The following is an 18,486-nucleotide window of genomic DNA, read 5'->3' on the forward strand; positions in this document are numbered from 1 at the left end:
GGAAGGATATGAGCCATCATATCCATGACCCGGGTATCGTCCATGAGGTGGATCAACGTCGTTTGCCCCCGGAAAACCTGTGCCGGAAGTACCTACGGAGAACGTATTTCAAGCGCGCGATCGGCCCACGCGCGTTCCTCTGCACGATGGGCGGCGACCACTATCGCGGCTCGCGGAAATGCCGAACGCAGCCGCGCAAGTATATCGCAGGCGGTCTCGACGTCCAACCCCTCGGTCGGCTCGTCGAGAAGCATGACGGAGGGCCGGCGCAGCAGCATGCGGGCGAACGCGAGCCGCCGCCTTTCGCCGCCTGAAAGACCCTGCCCGCCCTCGCCCAGAGGGTACTGGAGCCCCCCTTTGGCGGTCACGACCTCGTCGAGGCCGGCGATCCGCAGGCTCTCCCAGAGCATGTCGTCACCGGCTGCCGGCGCCGCGAGGCGCAGATTGTCGGCGATCGTGCCACTGACCAGCGTAGCACGCTGCGGCAGATAGCCTATGCGCGCGGCGCGCTCCGCCTCCGAGAGGTCTGCAATCGCCAGACCCTCCAGACAAACGATACCTTCCGTGGGCTCGACGAGGCCACGGATGATGTTGAGAAGGGTGGTCTTTCCCGATCCGCTTTCGCCGACGAGCGCCAGTGTCTCTCCGCGGCCGACCGAGAAATCCAGACCTTCGAAAAGCGCGCGGTTTCCCCGACGGTAAACCAGTCCGTGGCCTGAAATCACCGACGAGTCGCCGGAGGCAAACGGCGACAACGCCGTTCTTCGCGGAGCCGCTTCGGGCTCGTCGACGAACTGGGCTTCGATCCGCCGCGCCGCATCCGTCATCTTGCCGAGCTCGGCGATGCCGCGCGCAAGCGGGGCTGCGGTCTCCACGAGCGCCAGCGCCGCAAAGAAACCCAGCGCCGCGCTCGCCGGATCGATGCGCCCCTCGCTCGCCGCAACTCCACCGACGAGCAGCGCGCCGCCGGCCGCAACACTGCCCGCAAGACCGAGAAACAGAGCGGATATCCGCTCGACCAGGTCGGTCCGCGACTGTGCATGCTGCATCCGTTGATGGGCATCGAGGACCGATCGGCGATAGTCTTCCAGACGGCCGCTTACCGCGAGCTCGGTGCGCCCGCGCATCATGTCGATGAACCGCATGCGCAAGGCCTGCGCCGAGCGCTGCGCGAGCCGGGACGGCTTTCGCGAAGCGCGCGCCGCGACAATGAGCGCGGCGGCGAGACCGACGAGGTAGCTGCCGATCTCAAGAACCGCGACCGACGGGAGGACGAGCCAGGCGATCAGGAAGAATGTTGCGGCAAGCACGACTGCCGCCGCGACCGCGGGCATGACGAGCCGCAATGCGACGCCGTCGAGGGCGTCGACATCGATCGTCAGGTGGTTGAGCCGCTCGGAGCCGCGCAGACGGGACAGAAGAACGGCTGGCTTGCGGAGCATGGCCTCCAGCAAAGCCACACGCAGGTCGGCAAGCCCCTTGAGCGTCGCATCATGGGTGGCGAGCCTCTCACCGTACCGGGCGACCGCGCGTCCGAGGGCGAGGAAGCGCACCCCGGCACTCGGTCGGAAAACATCGAAGGTCAGGCCGCCGCCGGCGAGCCCAGCGGCCCCGGCGGCGGTGACGAACCAGCCCGACAGGCCGAGCAGCGCCAGGCCGGCTGCGAGAACCGCGACTGAGAGCAAAATGCCGACGATCAATGCACCGATCCGTCGCCGCCAGATGCGCCGGAAGACCCTGAACAGCGCCGTCATCGTCCGGCCTCCAGGGCAATCACCCGTTCGAAGCGGGCGATGAGACGCGAATCATGGGTCGCGACCACCAGCGTCGCGCCCTGGCGGCCGATAGCCTCCAGCGCCTCCACCACCCGCTCGGCCGTCGCGGCATCGAGGTCCGCCGTCGGCTCGTCGGCAAAGACGACCTTTGCGTCCGCATAGATGGCGCGCGCGATCGTCAGACGACGCGCCTCGCCACCCGAAACGCCGCTGCCGTTTTCACCGAGGCGGGTGTCGACACCCCGTGGCAGGGCGGCCACCACACCGTCGGCAGCCGCGGCGGCGAGCGCCGCATCGAGCCGGGCTTCGTCGATCCGCTCACCGGAGAGGGCGATATTGGCGCGCAGGCTCGCGTTCAGCATGTGCGGATGCTGGCCGACGAAACCGATCGTACCTCTCCAGACATCAGCCAAGTCGTCGTCGAGCGGCTCTCCGCCGATCTCGACCCGGCCGGAGGAAGGCCGCGCGAGCCCGCAGAGGAGACCGATGAAGGTCGTCTTGCCGGCCCCGCTCGGCCCGCAGATCGCGATCCTTTCGCCCGGCATGATCTCGATGTCGGGGAAGGCGATCTCTCCTCCGCCTGCCTCGTAACGGAGCCCCCTGGTTGCGATCGTCAGCGCGCCCGCCGGACGGCTGTCGGCTCTTGCCCCGCGCCCGAGGATGCGCGGAGCCGACTCGCGATCCCGCTCGGCGAGCTCTCCTGCGACAGCCAATGCGGCGGCCTTGTCGTGCCAGGCGGCAGCGAGATCGCGCAACGGCTGGAAGAAGTCGGGAGCCAGCAACAGGATGAAGATACCCTCCGCCACCGTCAGAGGCGTTTCGTAGGCACCGAAAGAAAAGGTTCCCAGCAGCGCGAAGCCCACATAGACGGCGACCAGCGCGATGCCGATTGCCGAAAAGAGCTCCAGCACGGTCGAGGAAAGGAAGGCGATCCTTAAGACCTCCATGGTCTTCGCCCGCAATGCCTCGGCCGACTGGCGGAAGCGGTCGACCGTCAATGCCTCGGCATTCAGCAGGCGGATGTCCGAAGCGGCATTCAGCCATTCGAGCAGCGCGGAATTGAGGGTCCCGGTCGCAGCCATCTGCTTCTCGCTGGCTTGCCTTGCCGCAAGGCCGATCAGCGCCATGAACACCGGGATCAACGGTCCGGCGACGAAAAGCACCATGCCGACGAGCCAGGACATCGATGCGACGACGACCAGGATGACGGCAGGAATGATCGCAACCCTGACCGCGGCGAGACGATAGCGGCTCGCCCACGGCAGGAGGGCGTCGAGCTTGCCGGCGAGCAGGGTCGCAAGGGCCGCCGACGTCTGGCTGCTGCCCGCAAGGGGCGACGCGAGGCTCTCCCGCTCGACGAGATCGATCCGCTCCCGCTCGATCAGTCGTTGCCCGATACCGAAGGCCTGCCACCCCGCCAAAACGTCGAGGAGGTGACGCAAGACCCCGAGGGTGATGAAGGCACCGGCCGTGACGAGAACGCCCGGCACCGGCGCCCTCCCCTCTACCAATGCCGCCAGGAGCCGGCTCACCAGCCATGCCTGCGGCAGCCAGAGCAAAGCTGAAAGAACAGACAGGCCGCTCGCTATCGCCATGGCACTGCGATCGCGGTGCGCCATTTGTATTAGCCGCCGGCGGGCGGGGTCGCTCTCGATCTTCGTGGTCTTGGACAAGGCGCGCCTGCGGAGATATCTGGCCTGCGGGTTTCCGGGCGACCGTATTCGCGGAACTGATCTTGATCAAATTCCAAATTGTCGCGGTCGCGTGGATGGTAACGCTCTCCCGCTACCATCACTACAATGTCAAGCCTCTCGTGTGGCGTTTTCTTCGCAAGGTTCAACAGGTCCGCTATCGCTCCCTTCACGAAAGCTCGACCTGACCTCGTCCCTCGCAAGGATGGACCTCGATGGAGGTCACCAAGGAGCGGATTTCGCAGGCCATCTCACCGAGTCGTTCGATTACAACCCGAGTTGCAGTAACGGCAGAAATCGGGGTGCCTTGCGGTCGAACATGGTGTTCCGCGTGCCGCCCGTACCGGGTGATTTTATGGAGATCAGCGGCAAACGGCGACGCTCAGAGGCTTGGCCGTGTCTGCCGCTGTCGTTACAGCGTCCATCGGCCGTCGATCGATGCAGTGGCGAATCTCCAGCTTTCGATCTCCTGCTGCAGGCGCTCGATCCTGTCGGAGACGAGTTTGAGCGCGTCGCTGCCAAGCAAGAGCTGCGGCGGCGGACCAGTCCGTGGCGATCGAGAACCGCATGCACCGTGCTTGTCGAGCGGATGCACACGTCGCCTGCAAGCTTGCGCGCTAGGAGTTCCTTGATTTTGCGCGCTCCCCATTCTTCGATGCGGTGAGCCACTCGTCAGTCTTTCCTGCAATGACCGGTCGGGCATGTCTGATCCTTAGCCGTGATATTGGTCGGCCGCCGGCTGTGCGAGCGCGGCCGGCGCCGGCGCCCGCGCCTCGATCCGCAGCCGGTGAAATAGGAGAACGTGGCCGAATAGCGCCGTCGTGACGAAGACGGTAGGCACGAAGATGTAGGGGAATTCCGCGATGAACCTTGCCGAGGGCTCGTTTATGAACAGCCGGAGGGGACCCGGCATCGAGGTCAGCGCTGTGCCAACGACGTTAAGGAGCAGCGTGAGCCCGACCCAGTTCCAAGCGAGGAGCAGCCAGCGCGGAGCTTTGCCGCGCGCCGCCAGCCACGCGACGGGGATAGCGGTCAATCCAGTCAGGATGTCGAAATTCCTGCCGAGATATGTGAGCTGTATCGGCGCGAGGCCTTCGCTGTAAAGTTCGTGCAACAAAAGCTCGACTGGAATGCGGAACGCCTGGAAACCGACGAGCGCTGCGATCGGGAGGCCGAGCGCCAGCCGCCGGCCATAAGGCGATATTGACCCGACGATGAGCGTGAACACGGCATGCGGAAGGATGAACAGCATCAGATAAGGCGGCGTCGCATCGAAATTGGCGAGGAGACCCGACGCTGACGCGGCGGCGGAGAGCGCGAGAAGCGCCGCGAGCACAATAGCGACGCGCAATGTCATGCCGCGGGCCTGATTGGGAGAAAGTCCCGTGTTCCGTGCCGCAAGCCACGCCACGACGAGGTGGCCCAGGATGACAATGAGCACGAGCGAGACGACAAGGGTCGGCGTCATGAATGAATCCTCAAATCGAGCTTCGTGTTGAGGCGCTTGGAGTCTGAGTGGAGGGCCGCTCGCCGCGCATGCCGTTCCACAGCACGGCCGCGTGAACGGCGTTGGTGAAGATGAAGAGCGGCACGATGAGAGTGGGCGCCAGCACCAGCGGGAACTCGAACAGAACGCGGGCGTCGGGTGCCCTCGCAAAAGTGTAAAGCGGACCGGGCAGTCCCATCTGCATGAGCAGCGGCGCGCTCGGCACGATCACGGCGATGCCGATGATGTTCCAGACGATCAGTGTCCGGCGGGACAATCCGCCCTTTGGCCACAAGACGCCGACCAGCAGCGCTGAGGCGCCAAAGAGCAGATCGGGAATGCCGACCGGGAGAGCGAAGGATGCCGGCAATACTCCGGCGAACCCTTTGGCCACTCCGCCGATCGCCGCGATCCGCAGCCCATGGATGAGAACCATGGCTCGGGCGGGAAGATGGGCGCCGATCGCCCAGAGCGCGCGCCGGAAGGCGGGCACGCCAAGTAGCAAAGCTCCCGAAATCGCGAAGGGGATCATCGGAACCCAGAAGCCCGGCAAGACGGCGAAGAAGCCTTCTTTCCGAAAAAATCCGCCCACGGAGAGCTGGGCGATGGCGATTCCGAGCACGGCGAGCGAGCAGAGCCACAAAGCGACAGTGGCGAGCTCGATGCCCCCGATATGTCCGCGTGAGCGAACAATCAACGCCGCGGACAGCCAGAAGCCGCCAAGGAGGGCGGCGAGAAGGGGCGTGGCTGAGAAATGGGACATCATGCAGGGCTCATTTGTCGAGGTGGTTGCCGCCGCAGGCGGGCGGAGCTACTTTAAATGTCGATCATCATCTAAATAGATGATAGAGGTAATCTAAAATGTCAAGGCTCGCCGTGACATCGGAGGAAAACAGAGCAATGCGTGTGTCGAAGAAAGCCATGGCCGAACATCATCAGGCCATCGTCAGCGCGGCGGCGCGGCTGTTTCGCGAAGAGGGAATTGGTCGCACCAGCGTGGCAGAGGTTATGCAGGCCGCCGGGCTGACGCATGGCGGCTTCTATCGACATTTCGACTCGAAAGAGGCGCTCGTTGCCGAAGCCGTAACTGCGGCGTTTGACGAATTCGTCGAATGGTTGGCGTCAAGGAAGGAAAAGAATGGGGCTGGCGACGCGGTCGCTACCTTCTCGGAGCGATATCTGTCCGACGCTCATTTCAAGCGCCCGGGCCAGGGATGCCCGATCCCCACGTTCGGCATCGATCTCGCGCGCGAAGACCAAGACGCCCGAAAGCCGTTCGCCGAGGGCGTCGAAAGGCTGGTCGCCGCGCTCGCTGATGGGATGAGGGGCAATAGCCGCCAGCGCCGGGCGGCCGCGATGCGTCGGCTCGCCACCTTGGCGGGAGCCATTGTCATTGCTCGAGCGGTCGATCGCGAATTGGCCGCGGAAGTTCTCGCCGCCTGTCGGGGTCCAGAAAGCGAAAAGGTGTAAAGGCGCTCGTCGAACTTTGAGGCGACGGTAAGCCGGCGAAGCGCATCGCAGAAGGGGAAGTGATGAAAAGTGCAAGGACCAACAGACGCATGTGCCTTCCCGGCCCGCGTGCGAGCCGCGGAATGCTCAAACGCCTCGCGTCAATCAAGGCGCTGCGGCCGGCCGCATTTTCACTCGAGGAATGAGACTAGGTGGCCCCCGCAGGGTCGCGGTTGCTTGCCACCCGATCATGCATAGCGCTCTGTCAGCTGCGTATCTGCTTCGGGAAAAATCCTAGTCGCAAACGTCATGACCATGTAAGGCGTTTGCTTCCGCGATCTGCCGGTTATGGTCGCTCTCCCGTCAGTCACCGTCGCCGCCCACCGCATCACAGATGTCGTTGGCGGCGGTGCGGCACTGGTAGTCTTCACGCGCCACCTGCCGCCCAATCTGGCGAGCGATATCGGACACGAGGCGATTGGGCCCTTCAGGGGCTAACAGGGCTGTCGTGTGTTCACTTGGATCGGGGGTGGTTTTGCCCCGGGGTTCGGGACCCCTTCGCCGCTTGCGGGCGTCATGTCCGTTTCCATTCGCTCCTCTTCACGATCCATTTCGCACCTGCATCTGTCTCGTGCCGGCCATCAAAGACCGTCGAAACGCCGGTGGGAAGGGAGAACTTCCCCTGCATCGTACGGCCGACAAGCGCGTGCGGAAAAGACTTGTAAGATGCACCAATCGTTACGATGCCTACAGGAACGGTAGCGATCTGCCGCAAGGGATCCTCGCCGGGCGGAAGTCTCCCCGATCCAGAACGCGGCAAAGAGCCTCGCCGCGCGCCTTCACGTGCCGTGAGGCGTGCTTACCAGCACGGAGGTGGCCCGGTTCGCCGAAACCAGCGCCGAACGGATATCCTTTCCACACGCAAGTTCAGCCGCGAGGACGCCTGTGAACTCGTCGCCCGCGCCGCGGGTGCTCACCAGTTTTGCCTTGACCGCCTCAACTGAAAACTCTTCGCCTTCCTTCGTCGCATGCCACCCCTTGCCCCCCGCCGTCACGACCACGACGGGGACCGGCCGGCCAGCTGCTTGGCTGCACCAAGCGCTCCCGCCAAGGTATCGATCACCGGGACCTGGGCCAGTTGTTCGGCCTCGATGGCGTTTACGACGATCACATCGACGATCTGCGCGAGATCGTCCGACAACGTCCGCGCCGGTGCCGCATTGAGCACGAGCTGACCTCCGGCGGCTTTCATCGCCCGGGCGGCCGAGACGCTTATGATATCGTCAGCCACGTACCGTTTCCTCCGCCGCGACTGCGATCGACAGGAGATGTTCGTCAGTGTTCGGCAGGCCTGAAAGCAGGCAGCCGACGGGCATGCCGGCGTCGCCCGTGCCGCAGGGGATGGAAACGCCGCACCAGTCGAGGAAATTGCCGATCTGGGTGTTGCGCAGCGTCTTGCCGTTAGCCGCGAAGAAGGCCGCATCGTCGGTGAGAAGGCTTTCGATGGTCGGCGCGACATGGGGGAGCGTCGGGGAAACGAGGATATCTCCCGGTGCAACTGAGCGGGCCATTTCCGCGATCATGCGCTGGCGGACCTGAAGGATATGGATGTAGTCGGGGGCGGTGATCTTCTGGCCAGTCAGCGAGCGCGAGACGACGCGCGGGTCCATGCCGCGGGCGTCCTCGCCGTGCAGCCGCTCGCGATGCAGCGCATAGGCTTCGGCCGTGACGAGGGCGCCCCTTTCGGTGATTATTTCGAAGAGTTGCGCAAAGATCGGGAAGGCCTGCCGGCGGATGCGCGCGCCGGCCCTGGAAAGCCTTTCGAGCGTGGCTTCGAAGGCCATGGCGGCACCGTCCTCGATGCCGTCGAAGAAGACGGTTTCCGGCACGACGAGCGACTGTCCCTCAAGCGTTCCCCTGACAACCTCGGAGGATGTCCGCCCGCGCATGGCGGCATCGACCCAGACCGCGTCCTGCACGGTGTGGCAGAGGGGTCCGAGCGCATCGAGGCTGGTTGCGAGCGGAAATACGCCGTCCATGGCGTAGCGCCCGCGGGTTCCCTTGTAGCCGACGATGCCGTTGAAAGCCGCGGGGATGCGGATCGATCCGCCCGTATCCGTGCCCATGGCGACCGGCACGAGGCCTCCGGCGACGGAAACGCCGGCCCCCGAGGAGGAGCCGCCGGGAACGCGGGGAACGTCGGTGGAGGCGGGGTTCTTCGGCGTGCCGTAATGCGGGTTGATGCCGATGCCAGAAAAGGCGAATTCGCTCATATTAGTGCGGCCGACGGCGATCATGCCGGCCTGTTTCAGCGTGGTGACGATGGCGGCATCCGTGGTTGCCGGCGGGTTCTTTGCCAGCACCGTCGATCCCGCCGTGGTGGTGAGGCCTTCCATGTCGAAAAGGTCTTTCCAGGCGACTGGGATGCCGTCGAGAATGCCGAGCGAACGGCCCTCGGCAAGCCGCTTTGCAGACTGGTCCGCCTCGGCGAGAGCCCTTTCAGGCGTCAGTACGGTGAAGATCGACTGGTCCGCATGGGTGCGGATAGCATCCAGCGTCTCCTCGGCAAGCTGGCGCGGATCGAGCGCGCCCGTCTGGATAAGTGCGGAAAGCTGCGCGACCGATTTGCCAAGATGCCCCATATCCATGCCCTTTTTTCAAGCTTATCGACCGACGAGCTGCATCCAGCGCCGGACGAGATAGTTATGTTCGTCCATCGTGGTGTTCCACACCGCGATGGAGTTGGCTCTTTGCCAGTAGGAACCGCCGCTGCGCAGCGAGCCCGCCCGAATGCGGATGCCGCCGTCCGGGCCGGGCAGATCCTCGGTCGCGGGACGGCCGGCATACCAGTAGTTCCACTCGGCGTCGCTCATGTAGCTGCGCGAGCGCTCCGGCGTCGAAATGTAATAGCCCTGCCGGGCGACCACCGCACCCGGCCAGCCGGAAAGCCACCAGTTGAGATAGTCGTAGGCCGCATCGAGCGTTCGCCCGGCAAGCTGGCGCGAAAGGCAGAGGCCGCCATGCCAGGCGCGGTATCCCTCGGCCGGCACGGCCTGATCGACCGGCAGGCCCTGTCCCTGCAGGATCGTCGTGCCGGTCGACCACATGCTCTGGATTTCCGTCTCGTGCCGCATCATCAGCTGCGCCGCTTCTTCCGCCGTGCGCCAGAAGGCGCGGAAGAAGCCGCTGCGCTTCTTTTCGGCGAGAAGATCGATCAGCCGGTCGATTTCCGCGACCGTCATGTTGCCGATGTTTTCAAAGCGCATCAGCCCGGCGGATTGGGCGGCGAGCGCTGCATCGAAAATGCCGATGGCCGGTTCGTCCACCAGCGCCACCCGCCCGGCCCAGCGCTCGTCGAACAGGCTCGCCCAGCTTTCCACCTCGGAGGGCGCCTTCACCAGATCCGTGCGATAGGCGAAGCTGTCGAAGTTATGGTGGGTCGGCAGCATGGAGATGAGCGAGGTCGGGGTCTCGCCGAGCTCGAGATTCGGCTGCACGAAGAGCTTCTTCACCGGCGCGTCGCCCTGCCCGAGCCGCGCATTCGGCGCGATGCGGCCTGTCTTGGTGAGGTCGGTGATTTCGTCCCACAGCGCGATGCGGTTGATGTCGATCGGCTGGATCGCCCGCCAGTACCAGACGATATCGAGATTGTGGAAGCACTGGTCGTAGATGTCGTAGCCGCCGGGATCCTGCGCCGCCTTGTGCTGGGTTGTCAGGAAGTCGTTGTTGTCGAAGGCGATTTCGATGCCGAGGTCCTTTTCCGCGCCGACGCGCAGCTCTTCCAGCAGCGAGATTGCCGTGCCGAGCACTCGAAGCTTCGGCCGGCCGGCCGTTGCCAGCGCGGGCGTGGCGAGTTGGGACACCGCAGATCTGGATTTTCTCATGCGCGCGGACTACCGGTTCTGTCTCATTATCGGCGTCGGGCCGTGGGTGGGTTCGGATGAGACGACCGCAAACGCTTCGAAGGACCGTTTCAACAATTTCGGATCGAGACCGTCAACAATAAAGACGATGTGGGAACGGCGATCCTCCGAGGGCCAGCCCCCCATGTGGACCGGGGTGTGCACCAGATGCTGGACGCCGTGGATGGCGACCGGCCTTTTCTCTCCGGCAATGTTGAGGATGCCCTTCACCCGAAGCACGCGGTCGCCATGGCGGTTGAGCAGCATGGTGAGCCAGATGCCGAAGGCGGTCCAGTCGATGGCGTGGTCGATGGTGATGACGAAGGAGCGGAAGGCGGCGCTGTGGGCCTCGCCGCTCGCCGTCACCAGTTCGCGGCTGTCCTCGCAGTAGAAGCCGCTTATCGATTGCAGGCCGTTGCCACGGGTGGCGTCGGAGGAGCCGACGAGGGCGGCGACCGAGAGATCCTCGTCATGCACGTCGATCACGGTCGCATCGGGGTTGAGCTGGCGCAGGCGTTTTTCAAGGGCCTCGGCGGCTTCCGCGCCGGCGAGATCGGTCTTCGTCAGCACCAGCCAGTCGGCGATCGCCGCCTGACGGTTGGATTCCACGTAGACGTCGAGATTGCCTTCGCCGTTTACCGCATCGACTGTCGTGATGACGTTTCCGGGTCTGAAGTGATGCCGTAGCACCGGATCGGCCTTGATGGTGGAAAGCGTGGGGAAGGGATCGGCCAGGCCCGTGCTTTCGATCATCACCCGCGAGAAGGCGGGGATGAGGCCGCGTTCGCGGCGCGACTGCAGGTCCCGCAGGGCGTCGACCAGTTCGCCGCGCACGGTGCAGCAGATGCAGCCGGATTGCAGCAGCATCATGTTCTCGTCGATGCGCTCGACAAGATGATGGTCGAGCCCGGCCTCGCCGAACTCGTTGATGAGAACGGCGGTATCGGCGAGCGCCGGATCGGCGAGCATCCGGCGAAGCAGCGTGGTTTTGCCGGAGCCGAGGAAACCGGTCAACAAGTTGACAGCTGTAAACTGTGGAATCTCAGACACTTCGTTCGCCCTCCAGCCGGGTGACGAGACCCGGATCGAGAGGGTCGCAGGGCCGGCCGATCATGCGTTCGGCGGCGGGCCAGAGATGGCCGAGATCCTCGACCACTTCGCTCTTGCCGGTCTTGTTGGCAAGCACGAAGGAAGATCCCTGCCAGTCGGAAAGCGTGAGCCCGTAGGCCGCAAGGATGCGGTTGGCGGCGGCGACGCGGTTCGCCCGTTCCCGGCGGCGATCGATCCGCTCGACATTGCGGGTGAAGACGCCGGGCCTTGCCGCCGCATCGGACCAGTGTTCCGCGCCGCCAAGGACGCCACAAAGCGAGCACATCCTGCTGCCTCCGGTTTGGAATGCGCCGGCCCTCTTAAAGGCCGGCGCGATTATACCTATTGCCGCCGGGCTTACTTCTTGCGCGGGAAGCGCTTGGCGAAGTCGTCGGCGATTTCGTTCATGGTAACGAATTTCACGCCCGGATGCTTGCTCATGTGTGCGTAAAGACGTTCCAGCATCATCAGAACCTGCGGGCGGCCGGCGACATCGGGATGGATGGTGATCGGGAAGACGGCGTAATCCATCTCGCGGTAGACCCAGTCGAACTGGTCGCGCCACATTTGCTCGATATCGCGCGGATTGACGAAGCCGTGGCTGTTCGGCGACTTCTTGATGAACATCATCGGCGGCAGGTCGTCGAGATACCAGCTTGCCGGGATTTCGATCAGGTCCGTCTCGACGCCGCGCTTCAGTGGGATCATCCACTCGGACGGCTTCTTCGAATAGTCGATCTTGGTCCAGCTGTCGCCGACACGCACGTAATAGGGCGTGAAGTCGTTGTGCATCAGGGAGTGGTCGTACTTGATGCCGCGTTCCAGGAGCAACTCGTTGGTGACGTTGGAGAACTCCCACCACGGCGCGACGTAACCGGTCGGCCGCTTGCCCGAAAGCTGGGTGACGAGATCGATGCACTTGTCGAGGATCTCGATCTCCTGCTCGCGGGTCATGGCGATCGGGTTTTCATGGCTGTAGCCGTGAATGCCGATTTCATGGCCGGCTTCCGCAACTGCCTTCATCTGCTCCGGGAAGGTCTCGATGGAGTGGCCGGGGATGAACCATGTGGTCTTGATGCCGAAGCGTTCGAAAAGCTTCAGGAGACGCATCGAGCCGACTTCGCCGGCAAACAGGCCGCGCGAGATGTCGTCCGGCGAATCCTCGCCGCCATAGGAGCCGAGCCAGCCGGCGACCGCATCGACGTCGATGCCGAAGCTGCAGAGAATTTCCTTTGCCATGTGAAGAACCTCCTGTCGTGTCTTCTTATTGAATGGGTATCAGTGCGCCGGGATCACGGTTGCCTGCTCGGGGCTCCATGAGAGGATGACCTGAGAACCGATGGCGAAGGTGTCCGGGCGGTATTTTTCAACATGTCCTTCGAGCATGATGCTGCGATTGTCGGACAGGGTGACGTTGAGATGCGAGATGTGGCCGACCACGTCGAAACGGTCGATCCGTGCATCGATGAGATTGTCGCCGAATTCGCTGGCGAGCCGGTCACGCCGCGCGTCGGCGGCGGGAAAGACCTCGATGGCTTCGGCCGGCACGACGAGGTTGATCGGCACACCGCTGGCAAGCGCAAAGGAAGGCTTGCCGGTCAGCGTGCCCGATGCCGTCTCGGCCACGGCCATGCCGCCCTCGCTGCCCTTGACGACGCCGGAGAAGATGGTGTTGCGGCCGACGAACTGCGCCACGAAGGGGGTATCGGGCCGGGTGTAGAGCTGGTGCGGCGGACTGATCTGCTCGACGCGGCCCTGGTTCATCACCACCACCCGGTCCGAAAGCGCCAGCGCCTCCGACTGGGCATGGGTGACGAAGATGAAGGTGACGCCGAGGTTCTTCTGCAGGAGCTTCAGCTCGTTCTGGATCGCCTTGCGCAGGTTGGCGTCGAGCGCGCCGAGCGGTTCGTCGAGAAGCAGGATATCCGGCTCGACCACGAGGCCGCGGGCAAGCGCTATGCGCTGGCGCTGGCCGCCGGAAAGACGTTCGGGCTTGCGGTCGGCGATGTCCTCGAGGCCGAGCGCGGCGAGGATGCGGTCCACCTTGGCATCCATTTCCGCCTTCGGCAGGCCCTTGACCGCAAGGCCGTAGCCGACATTGCGGCGCACGGTCATATGCGGAAACAGCGCGTAGTTCTGGAAGATCGTTGAGGTCGGCCGGCGCTGCGCGGGCACGTCGTTCATGCGCACGCCCTTGATCATCATGTCCCCGGACGAGATGCTCTCGAAACCGGCGATCATGCGGAGCGTCGTCGTCTTGCCGCAGCCGGAAGGACCGAGAAACGCGATGAACTCGCCCTTGGTCACGGCCAGATCGAATTCGGCAACAGCGGTGGTGCCGTTGTCGTACACCTTGCCGACCTTCATCAGTTCGAGGTCGTAAATCATCGCAGACTCCGTCGCTTTCCTAATGCCCCTGATGCCAATGGGGTTCCGGCGCCCGCCTTCGCCGGGGTGAGCGAAGGCGGGCGTCAGACGGTTACGCGTTGAGGAATTCGTCCCACTTCTGGACGAGATGGTCGTATTCATCCGGCCACTGGTGCCAGTAGGCGACGTTGCTTGCGCGTTCCTCCAGCGAACCGCCATCACGAAGGTCACCTTCGGTGATGCCGCGTTCGGGCGCGCCGACCCACGGCTTACCCTCGTACCAGAAGGCATACTTGTCGGGGTCCATGACGTTCTTGATATTGGTCGAGGGCGAGTAGTAGCCCTGCTCTGAGACGGTGATGCCCGGTTCGCCCGAGAGCCAGTAGTCGGCATAGGCGATGACGGCTTCCTTGTTGGTGGAGCCGGCAATCATCGCCGGGCCGATGGCCCAGCCGCGATAGCCTTCCTTCGGAACCGCGTACTTGGCGGGCTTGCCCTGTGCCTTGACGGCCATGACGGCAGGCTGCCATGCGTCGCAGACAACCATTTCGCCGGATGCCATGAAGTTGACGAGTTCGCCGAAATCGCCCCAGAGAGCGCGGAACTGGCCTTCCTTCTTCTTCGACACCAGGAACTTCGCGGCTTCGTCGATCTGGTCCGCGGAGGGGTTGCCGGGGTTCTTGACGTCGGAAAGGCCGAGCGAGTTCATCGCCATGATGGCCTGGCCGAAGGCGATCAGCGGATCGGTGTTGAGGCCGGACTTGCCCTTCCACTTCGGATCGAAGATGCAGGCCCAGGTATTGGCCTCTTCCGCCGTGACGACATCGGGATTGTAGCCGATGGAATCGTAGTTGTAGACGGCGGGAACCATGTTCAGCATGGTTTGGCCTTCGTCGGCCCAGATCTGGCCGACGATCTGGGACTTCAGGTCCCACTTGTCGCTCGGCTTGGTGAAGGTGTCGCGGATGTTCGCCCAGTTCTTCAGCGATGCAGCCGGCAGGGTCTCGACATTGTCGGTCATGACGATCGACGGCAGGCGCTCGGCAATGATTTCCCAGCAATCATAGTCCTTCGAACCGGACAGGATCTTGGTCTGGGCGTCGGGATAGGTGGCTGCGGTGCCCGAGGTCGAGCCGACGCCGGAGGCCTTCTTGAATTCCTCCAGGATGCGTTCCTGAACGGTGACCGAAAGGCCGATGGTGCGCAGCTGCTGGCTGGCGAGATCGCCGGCGGCGGCAAAGGCGGCGCGCGACGACAGGAAGGGCGTGCCGCCACCCATCGCCAGCGCGAAGGCGCCGGCAGAACGCTTCAGAAGCGAACGGCGGTTCATTTCCATGATGGACATGTCTCTTCTCTCCAATTCTTGATTGTTCCCCGAAGCCCGGTCGCGCCGAGACCCCGCTTGTCTTCTCTTCCGTTCCGGCGGTTGTCTCCGCCGGAAACCGGTTCAGTAGCGCCCCACCAGGAGGCCCCCATCCACGACCAGCACCTGGCCGGTCATGTATCTCGCGCCGTGCGACGCCAGAAAGGTGATGACGTCGGCGATGTCTTCGGCCTCGCCGAGACGGCCCATCGGTATGAATTCGGCCGCCTTTTCCGCGCCGGCCGGGCCGAGCGAGTTCTCCTCCGACAGAAGCTGGGCGGTGCGGATGTAGCCTGGCGCGATGCCGTTGACGCGCACGCCATCGCGGGCAAGCTCGACGGCGAGCGCCCTGACCAGTCCGACGACGCCGGCCTTGGCGGTCGAATAATGGACATGCTCGTCCCAGCCATAGGCGACGCCCATGATCGAGGAGAGCGCGACGATCGAACCCGACTTGCGGGCGCGCATGGCAGGCGCTGCCGCCCGCACGAGGCGAAAGATGCCCTTGAGGTCGATATCGAGGGTGAGGTCCCACTTCTCGTCGGTCAGCTCGGCAAGCGGCGTGCGATGCGCGATGCCGGCATTGGCGACGATGACGTCGATCGGGCCGAGACGGGCCTCGACATCGGCGACGATGGCGTCTGCGGCTTCCTTTGCGCCGACGTCGTAGCGGATGAACTCCGCCGAGCCGCCGGCATCGACGATTTCGGAGACGACGGCATTGCCTTCCTTCTCGAGAATGTCGGTGACGACGACATGATCGCCGAGAGCGGCAAAGGCCTTTGCGGTGCCCCGGCCAATGCCGATGCCGGCTCCGGTGACGAGGACGATGCGATTCTTGCTGCTGGGCATGTTATCTGTTCCTCAAAGCATGACGTCGCCCGAATTGGGCCCAAGGGTCTGGCCGACGAACAGGCTCGCTGCGTCGGAAGCGAGGAAGGCGACGGTTGCGGCCACTTCCTCCGGTTCGCCGAAGCGGCCGAGCGGCAGTTCCGAACGCTTGCGGGCGCGCCAGTCGTCGGAAAGCTCCATGACGAGGGGAGTGTTGATCGGACCGGGCGCCACCGCATTGACCCGCACGCCGCGGCTCGATACCTCGCGCGCCAGTGCCTTTGTCATGCCGATGATCGCGGCCTTCGCGCCGGAGTAGTGGACGAGTTCGATGCCGCCGATCTGGCCGAGCTGAGAGGCGATGTTGACGATGACGCCATGGCCTGCGGCGAGCATGGCCGGCAGCACGGCGCTGGTCATCAGGAAGTTGCCCCTGACATGCACCGCGAACATGCGGTCGAAATCGGCGACCTTGAGGTTTACGAACAGCGCCTGATGGGCAATGCCGGCATTGTTGACCATAAGCCCGACCTCGCCATGGGCCGCGACCGCTGCGGCGTGGATTGCCGCGACATCCGCCTCGTTGGAGACATCGCCGGCAAAGCCCCTGGCAAGACCGCCGCTGTTGCGGATGCCGGCGGCGACCGCTTCGGCCCTTTCGGCGGAGAGATCGTTGACCAGCACGGCGTAACCGTCGGCAGCGAGCCGTTCGGCAATCGCCTTGCCAATGCCGGAACCGGCGCCCGTGACGATGGCGGAGACGGGCTTATGGGCGAAGTTCTCTGCGGACATCATGCGTCTTCCTGAACGGCGATGCGCTTGGCGCGGCGGACGGAGAGACCCATCAGGATCGCGTAGACCGACAGAAGCGCGAAGGAGAAGAGGGTGGTGAGCACGCCGAAGGCGAAGACGTTCGGATGCACTTCCACGGAGAATGTACCGTAGATGGCGAGCGGCAGGGTGAGATCGCGGCCAGAGGCGAAGAGCGTGCGCGAGAACTCGTCATAGGACAGCGTGAAGGCGAACAGCATGGCCGAAAGCACGCCAGGGAAGATCAGCGGGAAGGTGATCTTGCGGAAGGTGCGCGCCGGGCTGACCCCGAGCGACCATGCGGCTTCCTCGACGCTCGGATCGAAGCGGTTGAAGATCGCCAGCATGACCAGGAAGGCGAAGGGGAAGGTATAGACGACGTGCAGCACGAAGGCGGTCGTCCACCAGTGGCGGTCGATGCCGAAGGTGTTGGCGACGAGCGCCATGCCGAGACCGACGAGCACGCCCGGCACCATCATGCCGAGAACGATCAGGTAGAAGACCACGCCCGAGCCGCGGAACTTGCGACGGAAGGCCTGGGCCGACATCACGCCCAGCACGGTGGAGACAACCGTGGTCATCAGCGCCAGCGCCATCGAGCGGATGAGCGCCTGGTCGATGGGCAGCGGCGCGATGCGCGATGGCGGCGTGAGCCCGAACAGATGCTTGTACCAGTAGGTCGACCATTCGATGATCGGGAACTGCGGACCGCCTTCCGGTCCCGCCTGGAAGGACAGGATGGCCAGTACCGCGAGCGGGCCGTAGAGGAAGACGATGAAGAGGGTCGTATAGACCGCAAGGCCGAATTTGATGCCGCCTGCGTTCATGATCAGAGTTCCTTCTTGAGATCGACGACCCGGAGCAGGGCGGCCACGACCGCGCCCATCAGCACGGTGAGCACGACGCCAGCCACGGCGGCGAAGGCCCATTTGAGCGATCCGACCTGGGTGACGATGATATTGCCGAGCAGGTTGACCTTGCGGCCGGAGAGCGCAGCGGAAGTGGCGAACTCGCCAAGCACCATGACGGAGACGAAGATCGCGCCGACCACCACGCCCGGCATGGACAGCGGCAGGATGATGGTGCGGAAGATGCGCCAGAAGCTCGCGCCGAGATCTTCCGCTGCCTCGATGATCGAGGGATCGATACGGCCGAGCATGAAGGCGATCGGGCCGACCATGAAGACGCAGTAGATCTGCGTCATGCCGATGACCACTGACAGTTCGGAAAACAGCAGAACCTCGATCGGCTGGGTGATGATGCCGATCTTCATCAGGATCATGTTGATCGCGCCTTCCTTGCCGAGCATCGGGCGCCAAGCGAGAACGCGGATCAGGAAGGAGGTCCAGAACGGGATGACACACAGCACCAGCAGCACGGTGGAAAGCGTCTTGTTCTTGATGAAAAGCCCGACAAAGAGCGCTGCGGGATAGCCGACGAGCACGGTGGCCAAGAGAACCGTCAGCCAGATCCGGACGGTCGTCCACAGCGCGCCGAGATAGGTGTCGCTGGTGAAGAAGGTGATCCAGCTCTGCAGCGTCAGCTTCGGCTCGATCTTGAAGGTGGTCTGCGTCCAGAACGATACGTAGAGCATCATCAGCATGGGCAGCACGAGGAACAGCACCATCCAGATGACGCCGGGGGCGAGAAGCCACTGGCCCCTGGCAGGTTTGAGCGTGACCGTGGAGCTTTCGCTCGAGGTTTCAGTTATCGCGGTCATGGG

Annotated in this window: 19 protein-coding genes and 2 pseudogenes; 2 read left to right on the forward strand and 19 right to left on the reverse strand. The window is 64.0% G+C overall.

Features of this window, described 5'->3' with window-relative positions; genetic code table 11:
• Positions 1-92: 92 nt before the first annotated feature.
• Complete coding sequence (gene cydC / locus EUU22_RS15485) at positions 93-1,754, reverse strand: thiol reductant ABC exporter subunit CydC (RefSeq protein ID WP_129332886.1); 1,662 nt, start codon at positions 1,752-1,754, stop codon at positions 93-95.
• Positions 1,751-3,448 (reverse strand): thiol reductant ABC exporter subunit CydD, encoded by a 1,698-nt coding sequence (gene cydD, locus EUU22_RS15490; RefSeq protein WP_205687908.1) that lies wholly within the window; start codon positions 3,446-3,448, stop codon positions 1,751-1,753. The genes cydC and cydD overlap by 4 nt, the downstream gene beginning before the upstream one ends.
• Before the next feature lie 62 nt (positions 3,449-3,510).
• Between cydD and EUU22_RS25315 the strand changes: the two genes are divergently transcribed.
• The gene (locus EUU22_RS25315) at positions 3,511-3,654 is read left to right on the forward strand and encodes a hypothetical protein (protein ID WP_165351183.1); all 144 of its coding nucleotides are present in this window, start codon (positions 3,511-3,513) and stop codon (positions 3,652-3,654) included.
• Positions 3,655-3,878: 224 nt separating this feature from the next.
• On the opposite strand, the pseudogene EUU22_RS25860 reads toward EUU22_RS25315, so the two are convergent.
• The 4 genes and pseudogenes from EUU22_RS25860 to EUU22_RS15510 form a co-directional block, all read right to left on the reverse strand.
• Positions 3,879-4,007 (reverse strand): annotated as a pseudogene (locus EUU22_RS25860) (short-chain dehydrogenase/reductase); the annotation flags it as partial.
• A pseudogene (locus tag EUU22_RS25865) lies at positions 4,007-4,114 on the reverse strand (IS481 family transposase); the annotation flags it as partial. The pseudogenes EUU22_RS25860 and EUU22_RS25865, both read right to left, overlap by 1 nt.
• A gap of 64 nt (positions 4,115-4,178) precedes the next feature.
• On the reverse strand, positions 4,179-4,934 hold the full coding sequence (locus EUU22_RS15505; protein WP_129332887.1) for a DUF8737 domain-containing protein: 756 nt from the start codon (positions 4,932-4,934) through the stop codon (positions 4,179-4,181).
• Positions 4,935-4,944: 10 nt separating this feature from the next.
• Positions 4,945-5,718, reverse strand: a complete 774-nt coding sequence (locus tag EUU22_RS15510) for a DUF8737 domain-containing protein (protein ID WP_165351184.1) — start codon at positions 5,716-5,718, stop codon at positions 4,945-4,947.
• Positions 5,719-5,852: 134 nt separating this feature from the next.
• On the opposite strand from EUU22_RS15510, the gene EUU22_RS15515 reads away from it, so the two are divergent.
• The gene (locus EUU22_RS15515; RefSeq protein ID WP_165351185.1) at positions 5,853-6,422 is read left to right on the forward strand and encodes a TetR/AcrR family transcriptional regulator; all 570 of its coding nucleotides are present in this window, start codon (positions 5,853-5,855) and stop codon (positions 6,420-6,422) included.
• Positions 6,423-7,240: 818 nt separating this feature from the next.
• On the opposite strand, the gene EUU22_RS25870 is transcribed toward EUU22_RS15515, so the two are convergent.
• The 13 genes from EUU22_RS25870 to EUU22_RS15575 all read right to left on the reverse strand — a co-directional run bounded on the left by EUU22_RS25870 (position 7,241) and on the right by EUU22_RS15575 (position 18,483).
• Positions 7,241-7,462 (reverse strand): PfkB family carbohydrate kinase, encoded by a 222-nt coding sequence (locus EUU22_RS25870; protein ID WP_342635425.1) that lies wholly within the window; start codon positions 7,460-7,462, stop codon positions 7,241-7,243.
• A complete protein-coding gene (locus tag EUU22_RS25875) occupies positions 7,453-7,692 on the reverse strand; it encodes a carbohydrate kinase family protein (protein WP_245485077.1) in 240 nt (79 codons plus the stop codon). The genes EUU22_RS25870 and EUU22_RS25875 overlap by 10 nt, the downstream gene beginning before the upstream one ends.
• On the reverse strand, positions 7,685-9,043 hold the full coding sequence (locus tag EUU22_RS15525) for an amidase (protein WP_129332929.1): 1,359 nt from the start codon (positions 9,041-9,043) through the stop codon (positions 7,685-7,687). The genes EUU22_RS25875 and EUU22_RS15525 overlap by 8 nt, the downstream gene beginning before the upstream one ends.
• A gap of 21 nt (positions 9,044-9,064) precedes the next feature.
• A complete protein-coding gene (locus EUU22_RS15530; protein WP_129332890.1) occupies positions 9,065-10,285 on the reverse strand; it encodes an ABC transporter substrate-binding protein in 1,221 nt (406 codons plus the stop codon).
• A gap of 9 nt (positions 10,286-10,294) precedes the next feature.
• Positions 10,295-11,353, reverse strand: coding sequence for a CobW family GTP-binding protein (locus tag EUU22_RS15535; protein ID WP_129332891.1), 1,059 nt, complete (start codon positions 11,351-11,353; stop codon positions 10,295-10,297).
• Positions 11,346-11,678, reverse strand: coding sequence for a hypothetical protein (locus EUU22_RS15540; protein ID WP_129332892.1), 333 nt, complete (start codon positions 11,676-11,678; stop codon positions 11,346-11,348). Before EUU22_RS15540 ends, EUU22_RS15535 begins: the two co-directional genes overlap by 8 nt.
• A 71-nt stretch (positions 11,679-11,749) precedes the next feature.
• Entirely contained in the window at positions 11,750-12,631 is an 882-nt protein-coding gene (locus tag EUU22_RS15545) for a polysaccharide deacetylase family protein (RefSeq protein ID WP_129332893.1), read from the reverse strand.
• Between the two features lie 39 nt (positions 12,632-12,670).
• Positions 12,671-13,780: an ABC transporter ATP-binding protein gene (locus tag EUU22_RS15550; RefSeq protein WP_129332894.1), complete on the reverse strand. Its 1,110-nt coding sequence runs from the start codon at positions 13,778-13,780 to the stop codon at positions 12,671-12,673.
• Between the two features lie 91 nt (positions 13,781-13,871).
• On the reverse strand, positions 13,872-15,104 hold the full coding sequence (locus tag EUU22_RS15555; protein WP_129332895.1) for an ABC transporter substrate-binding protein: 1,233 nt from the start codon (positions 15,102-15,104) through the stop codon (positions 13,872-13,874).
• Positions 15,105-15,206: 102 nt separating this feature from the next.
• Positions 15,207-15,974: an SDR family NAD(P)-dependent oxidoreductase gene (locus tag EUU22_RS15560; RefSeq protein ID WP_129332896.1), complete on the reverse strand. Its 768-nt coding sequence runs from the start codon at positions 15,972-15,974 to the stop codon at positions 15,207-15,209.
• Positions 15,975-15,986: 12 nt separating this feature from the next.
• Positions 15,987-16,745, reverse strand: a complete 759-nt coding sequence (locus EUU22_RS15565) for an SDR family NAD(P)-dependent oxidoreductase (RefSeq protein WP_129332897.1) — start codon at positions 16,743-16,745, stop codon at positions 15,987-15,989.
• Positions 16,745-17,590: an ABC transporter permease gene (locus tag EUU22_RS15570; protein WP_099060371.1), complete on the reverse strand. Its 846-nt coding sequence runs from the start codon at positions 17,588-17,590 to the stop codon at positions 16,745-16,747. The genes EUU22_RS15565 and EUU22_RS15570 overlap by 1 nt, the downstream gene beginning before the upstream one ends.
• Positions 17,591-17,592: 2 nt before the next feature.
• Positions 17,593-18,483 (reverse strand): ABC transporter permease, encoded by an 891-nt coding sequence (locus tag EUU22_RS15575; RefSeq protein WP_129332898.1) that lies wholly within the window; start codon positions 18,481-18,483, stop codon positions 17,593-17,595.
• Positions 18,484-18,486: the final 3 nt, after the last annotated feature.

Origin of the sequence: Ciceribacter ferrooxidans, from assembly GCF_004137355.1 — a bacterium.
Taxonomy (GTDB): domain Bacteria; phylum Pseudomonadota; class Alphaproteobacteria; order Rhizobiales; family Rhizobiaceae; genus Allorhizobium; species Allorhizobium ferrooxidans.

What these genes read in the sequence shown, in the direction of transcription:
- EUU22_RS15515 (WP_165351185.1), top strand. Translation starts at nt 5,853, where the DNA reads ATGCGTGTGTCGAAGAAAGCCATGGCCGAACATCATCAGGCCATCGTC.
- EUU22_RS15540 (WP_129332892.1), bottom strand. Translation starts at nt 11,678, where the DNA reads ATGTGCTCGCTTTGTGGCGTCCTTGGCGGCGCGGAACACTGGTCCGAT.
- EUU22_RS15565 (WP_129332897.1), bottom strand. Translation starts at nt 16,745, where the DNA reads ATGTCCGCAGAGAACTTCGCCCATAAGCCCGTCTCCGCCATCGTCACG.
- EUU22_RS15550 (WP_129332894.1), bottom strand. Translation starts at nt 13,780, where the DNA reads ATGATTTACGACCTCGAACTGATGAAGGTCGGCAAGGTGTACGACAAC.
- EUU22_RS15545 (WP_129332893.1), bottom strand. Translation starts at nt 12,631, where the DNA reads ATGGCAAAGGAAATTCTCTGCAGCTTCGGCATCGACGTCGATGCGGTC.
- cydC (WP_129332886.1), bottom strand. Translation starts at nt 1,754, where the DNA reads ATGACGGCGCTGTTCAGGGTCTTCCGGCGCATCTGGCGGCGACGGATC.
- EUU22_RS15505 (WP_129332887.1), bottom strand. Translation starts at nt 4,934, where the DNA reads ATGACGCCGACCCTTGTCGTCTCGCTCGTGCTCATTGTCATCCTGGGC.
- EUU22_RS15570 (WP_099060371.1), bottom strand. Translation starts at nt 17,590, where the DNA reads ATGAACGCAGGCGGCATCAAATTCGGCCTTGCGGTCTATACGACCCTC.
- EUU22_RS15525 (WP_129332929.1), bottom strand. Translation starts at nt 9,043, where the DNA reads ATGGGGCATCTTGGCAAATCGGTCGCGCAGCTTTCCGCACTTATCCAG.
- EUU22_RS15560 (WP_129332896.1), bottom strand. Translation starts at nt 15,974, where the DNA reads ATGCCCAGCAGCAAGAATCGCATCGTCCTCGTCACCGGAGCCGGCATC.
- EUU22_RS15530 (WP_129332890.1), bottom strand. Translation starts at nt 10,285, where the DNA reads ATGAGAAAATCCAGATCTGCGGTGTCCCAACTCGCCACGCCCGCGCTG.
- EUU22_RS15510 (WP_165351184.1), bottom strand. Translation starts at nt 5,718, where the DNA reads ATGATGTCCCATTTCTCAGCCACGCCCCTTCTCGCCGCCCTCCTTGGC.
- EUU22_RS15555 (WP_129332895.1), bottom strand. Translation starts at nt 15,104, where the DNA reads ATGTCCATCATGGAAATGAACCGCCGTTCGCTTCTGAAGCGTTCTGCC.
- EUU22_RS15575 (WP_129332898.1), bottom strand. Translation starts at nt 18,483, where the DNA reads ATGACCGCGATAACTGAAACCTCGAGCGAAAGCTCCACGGTCACGCTC.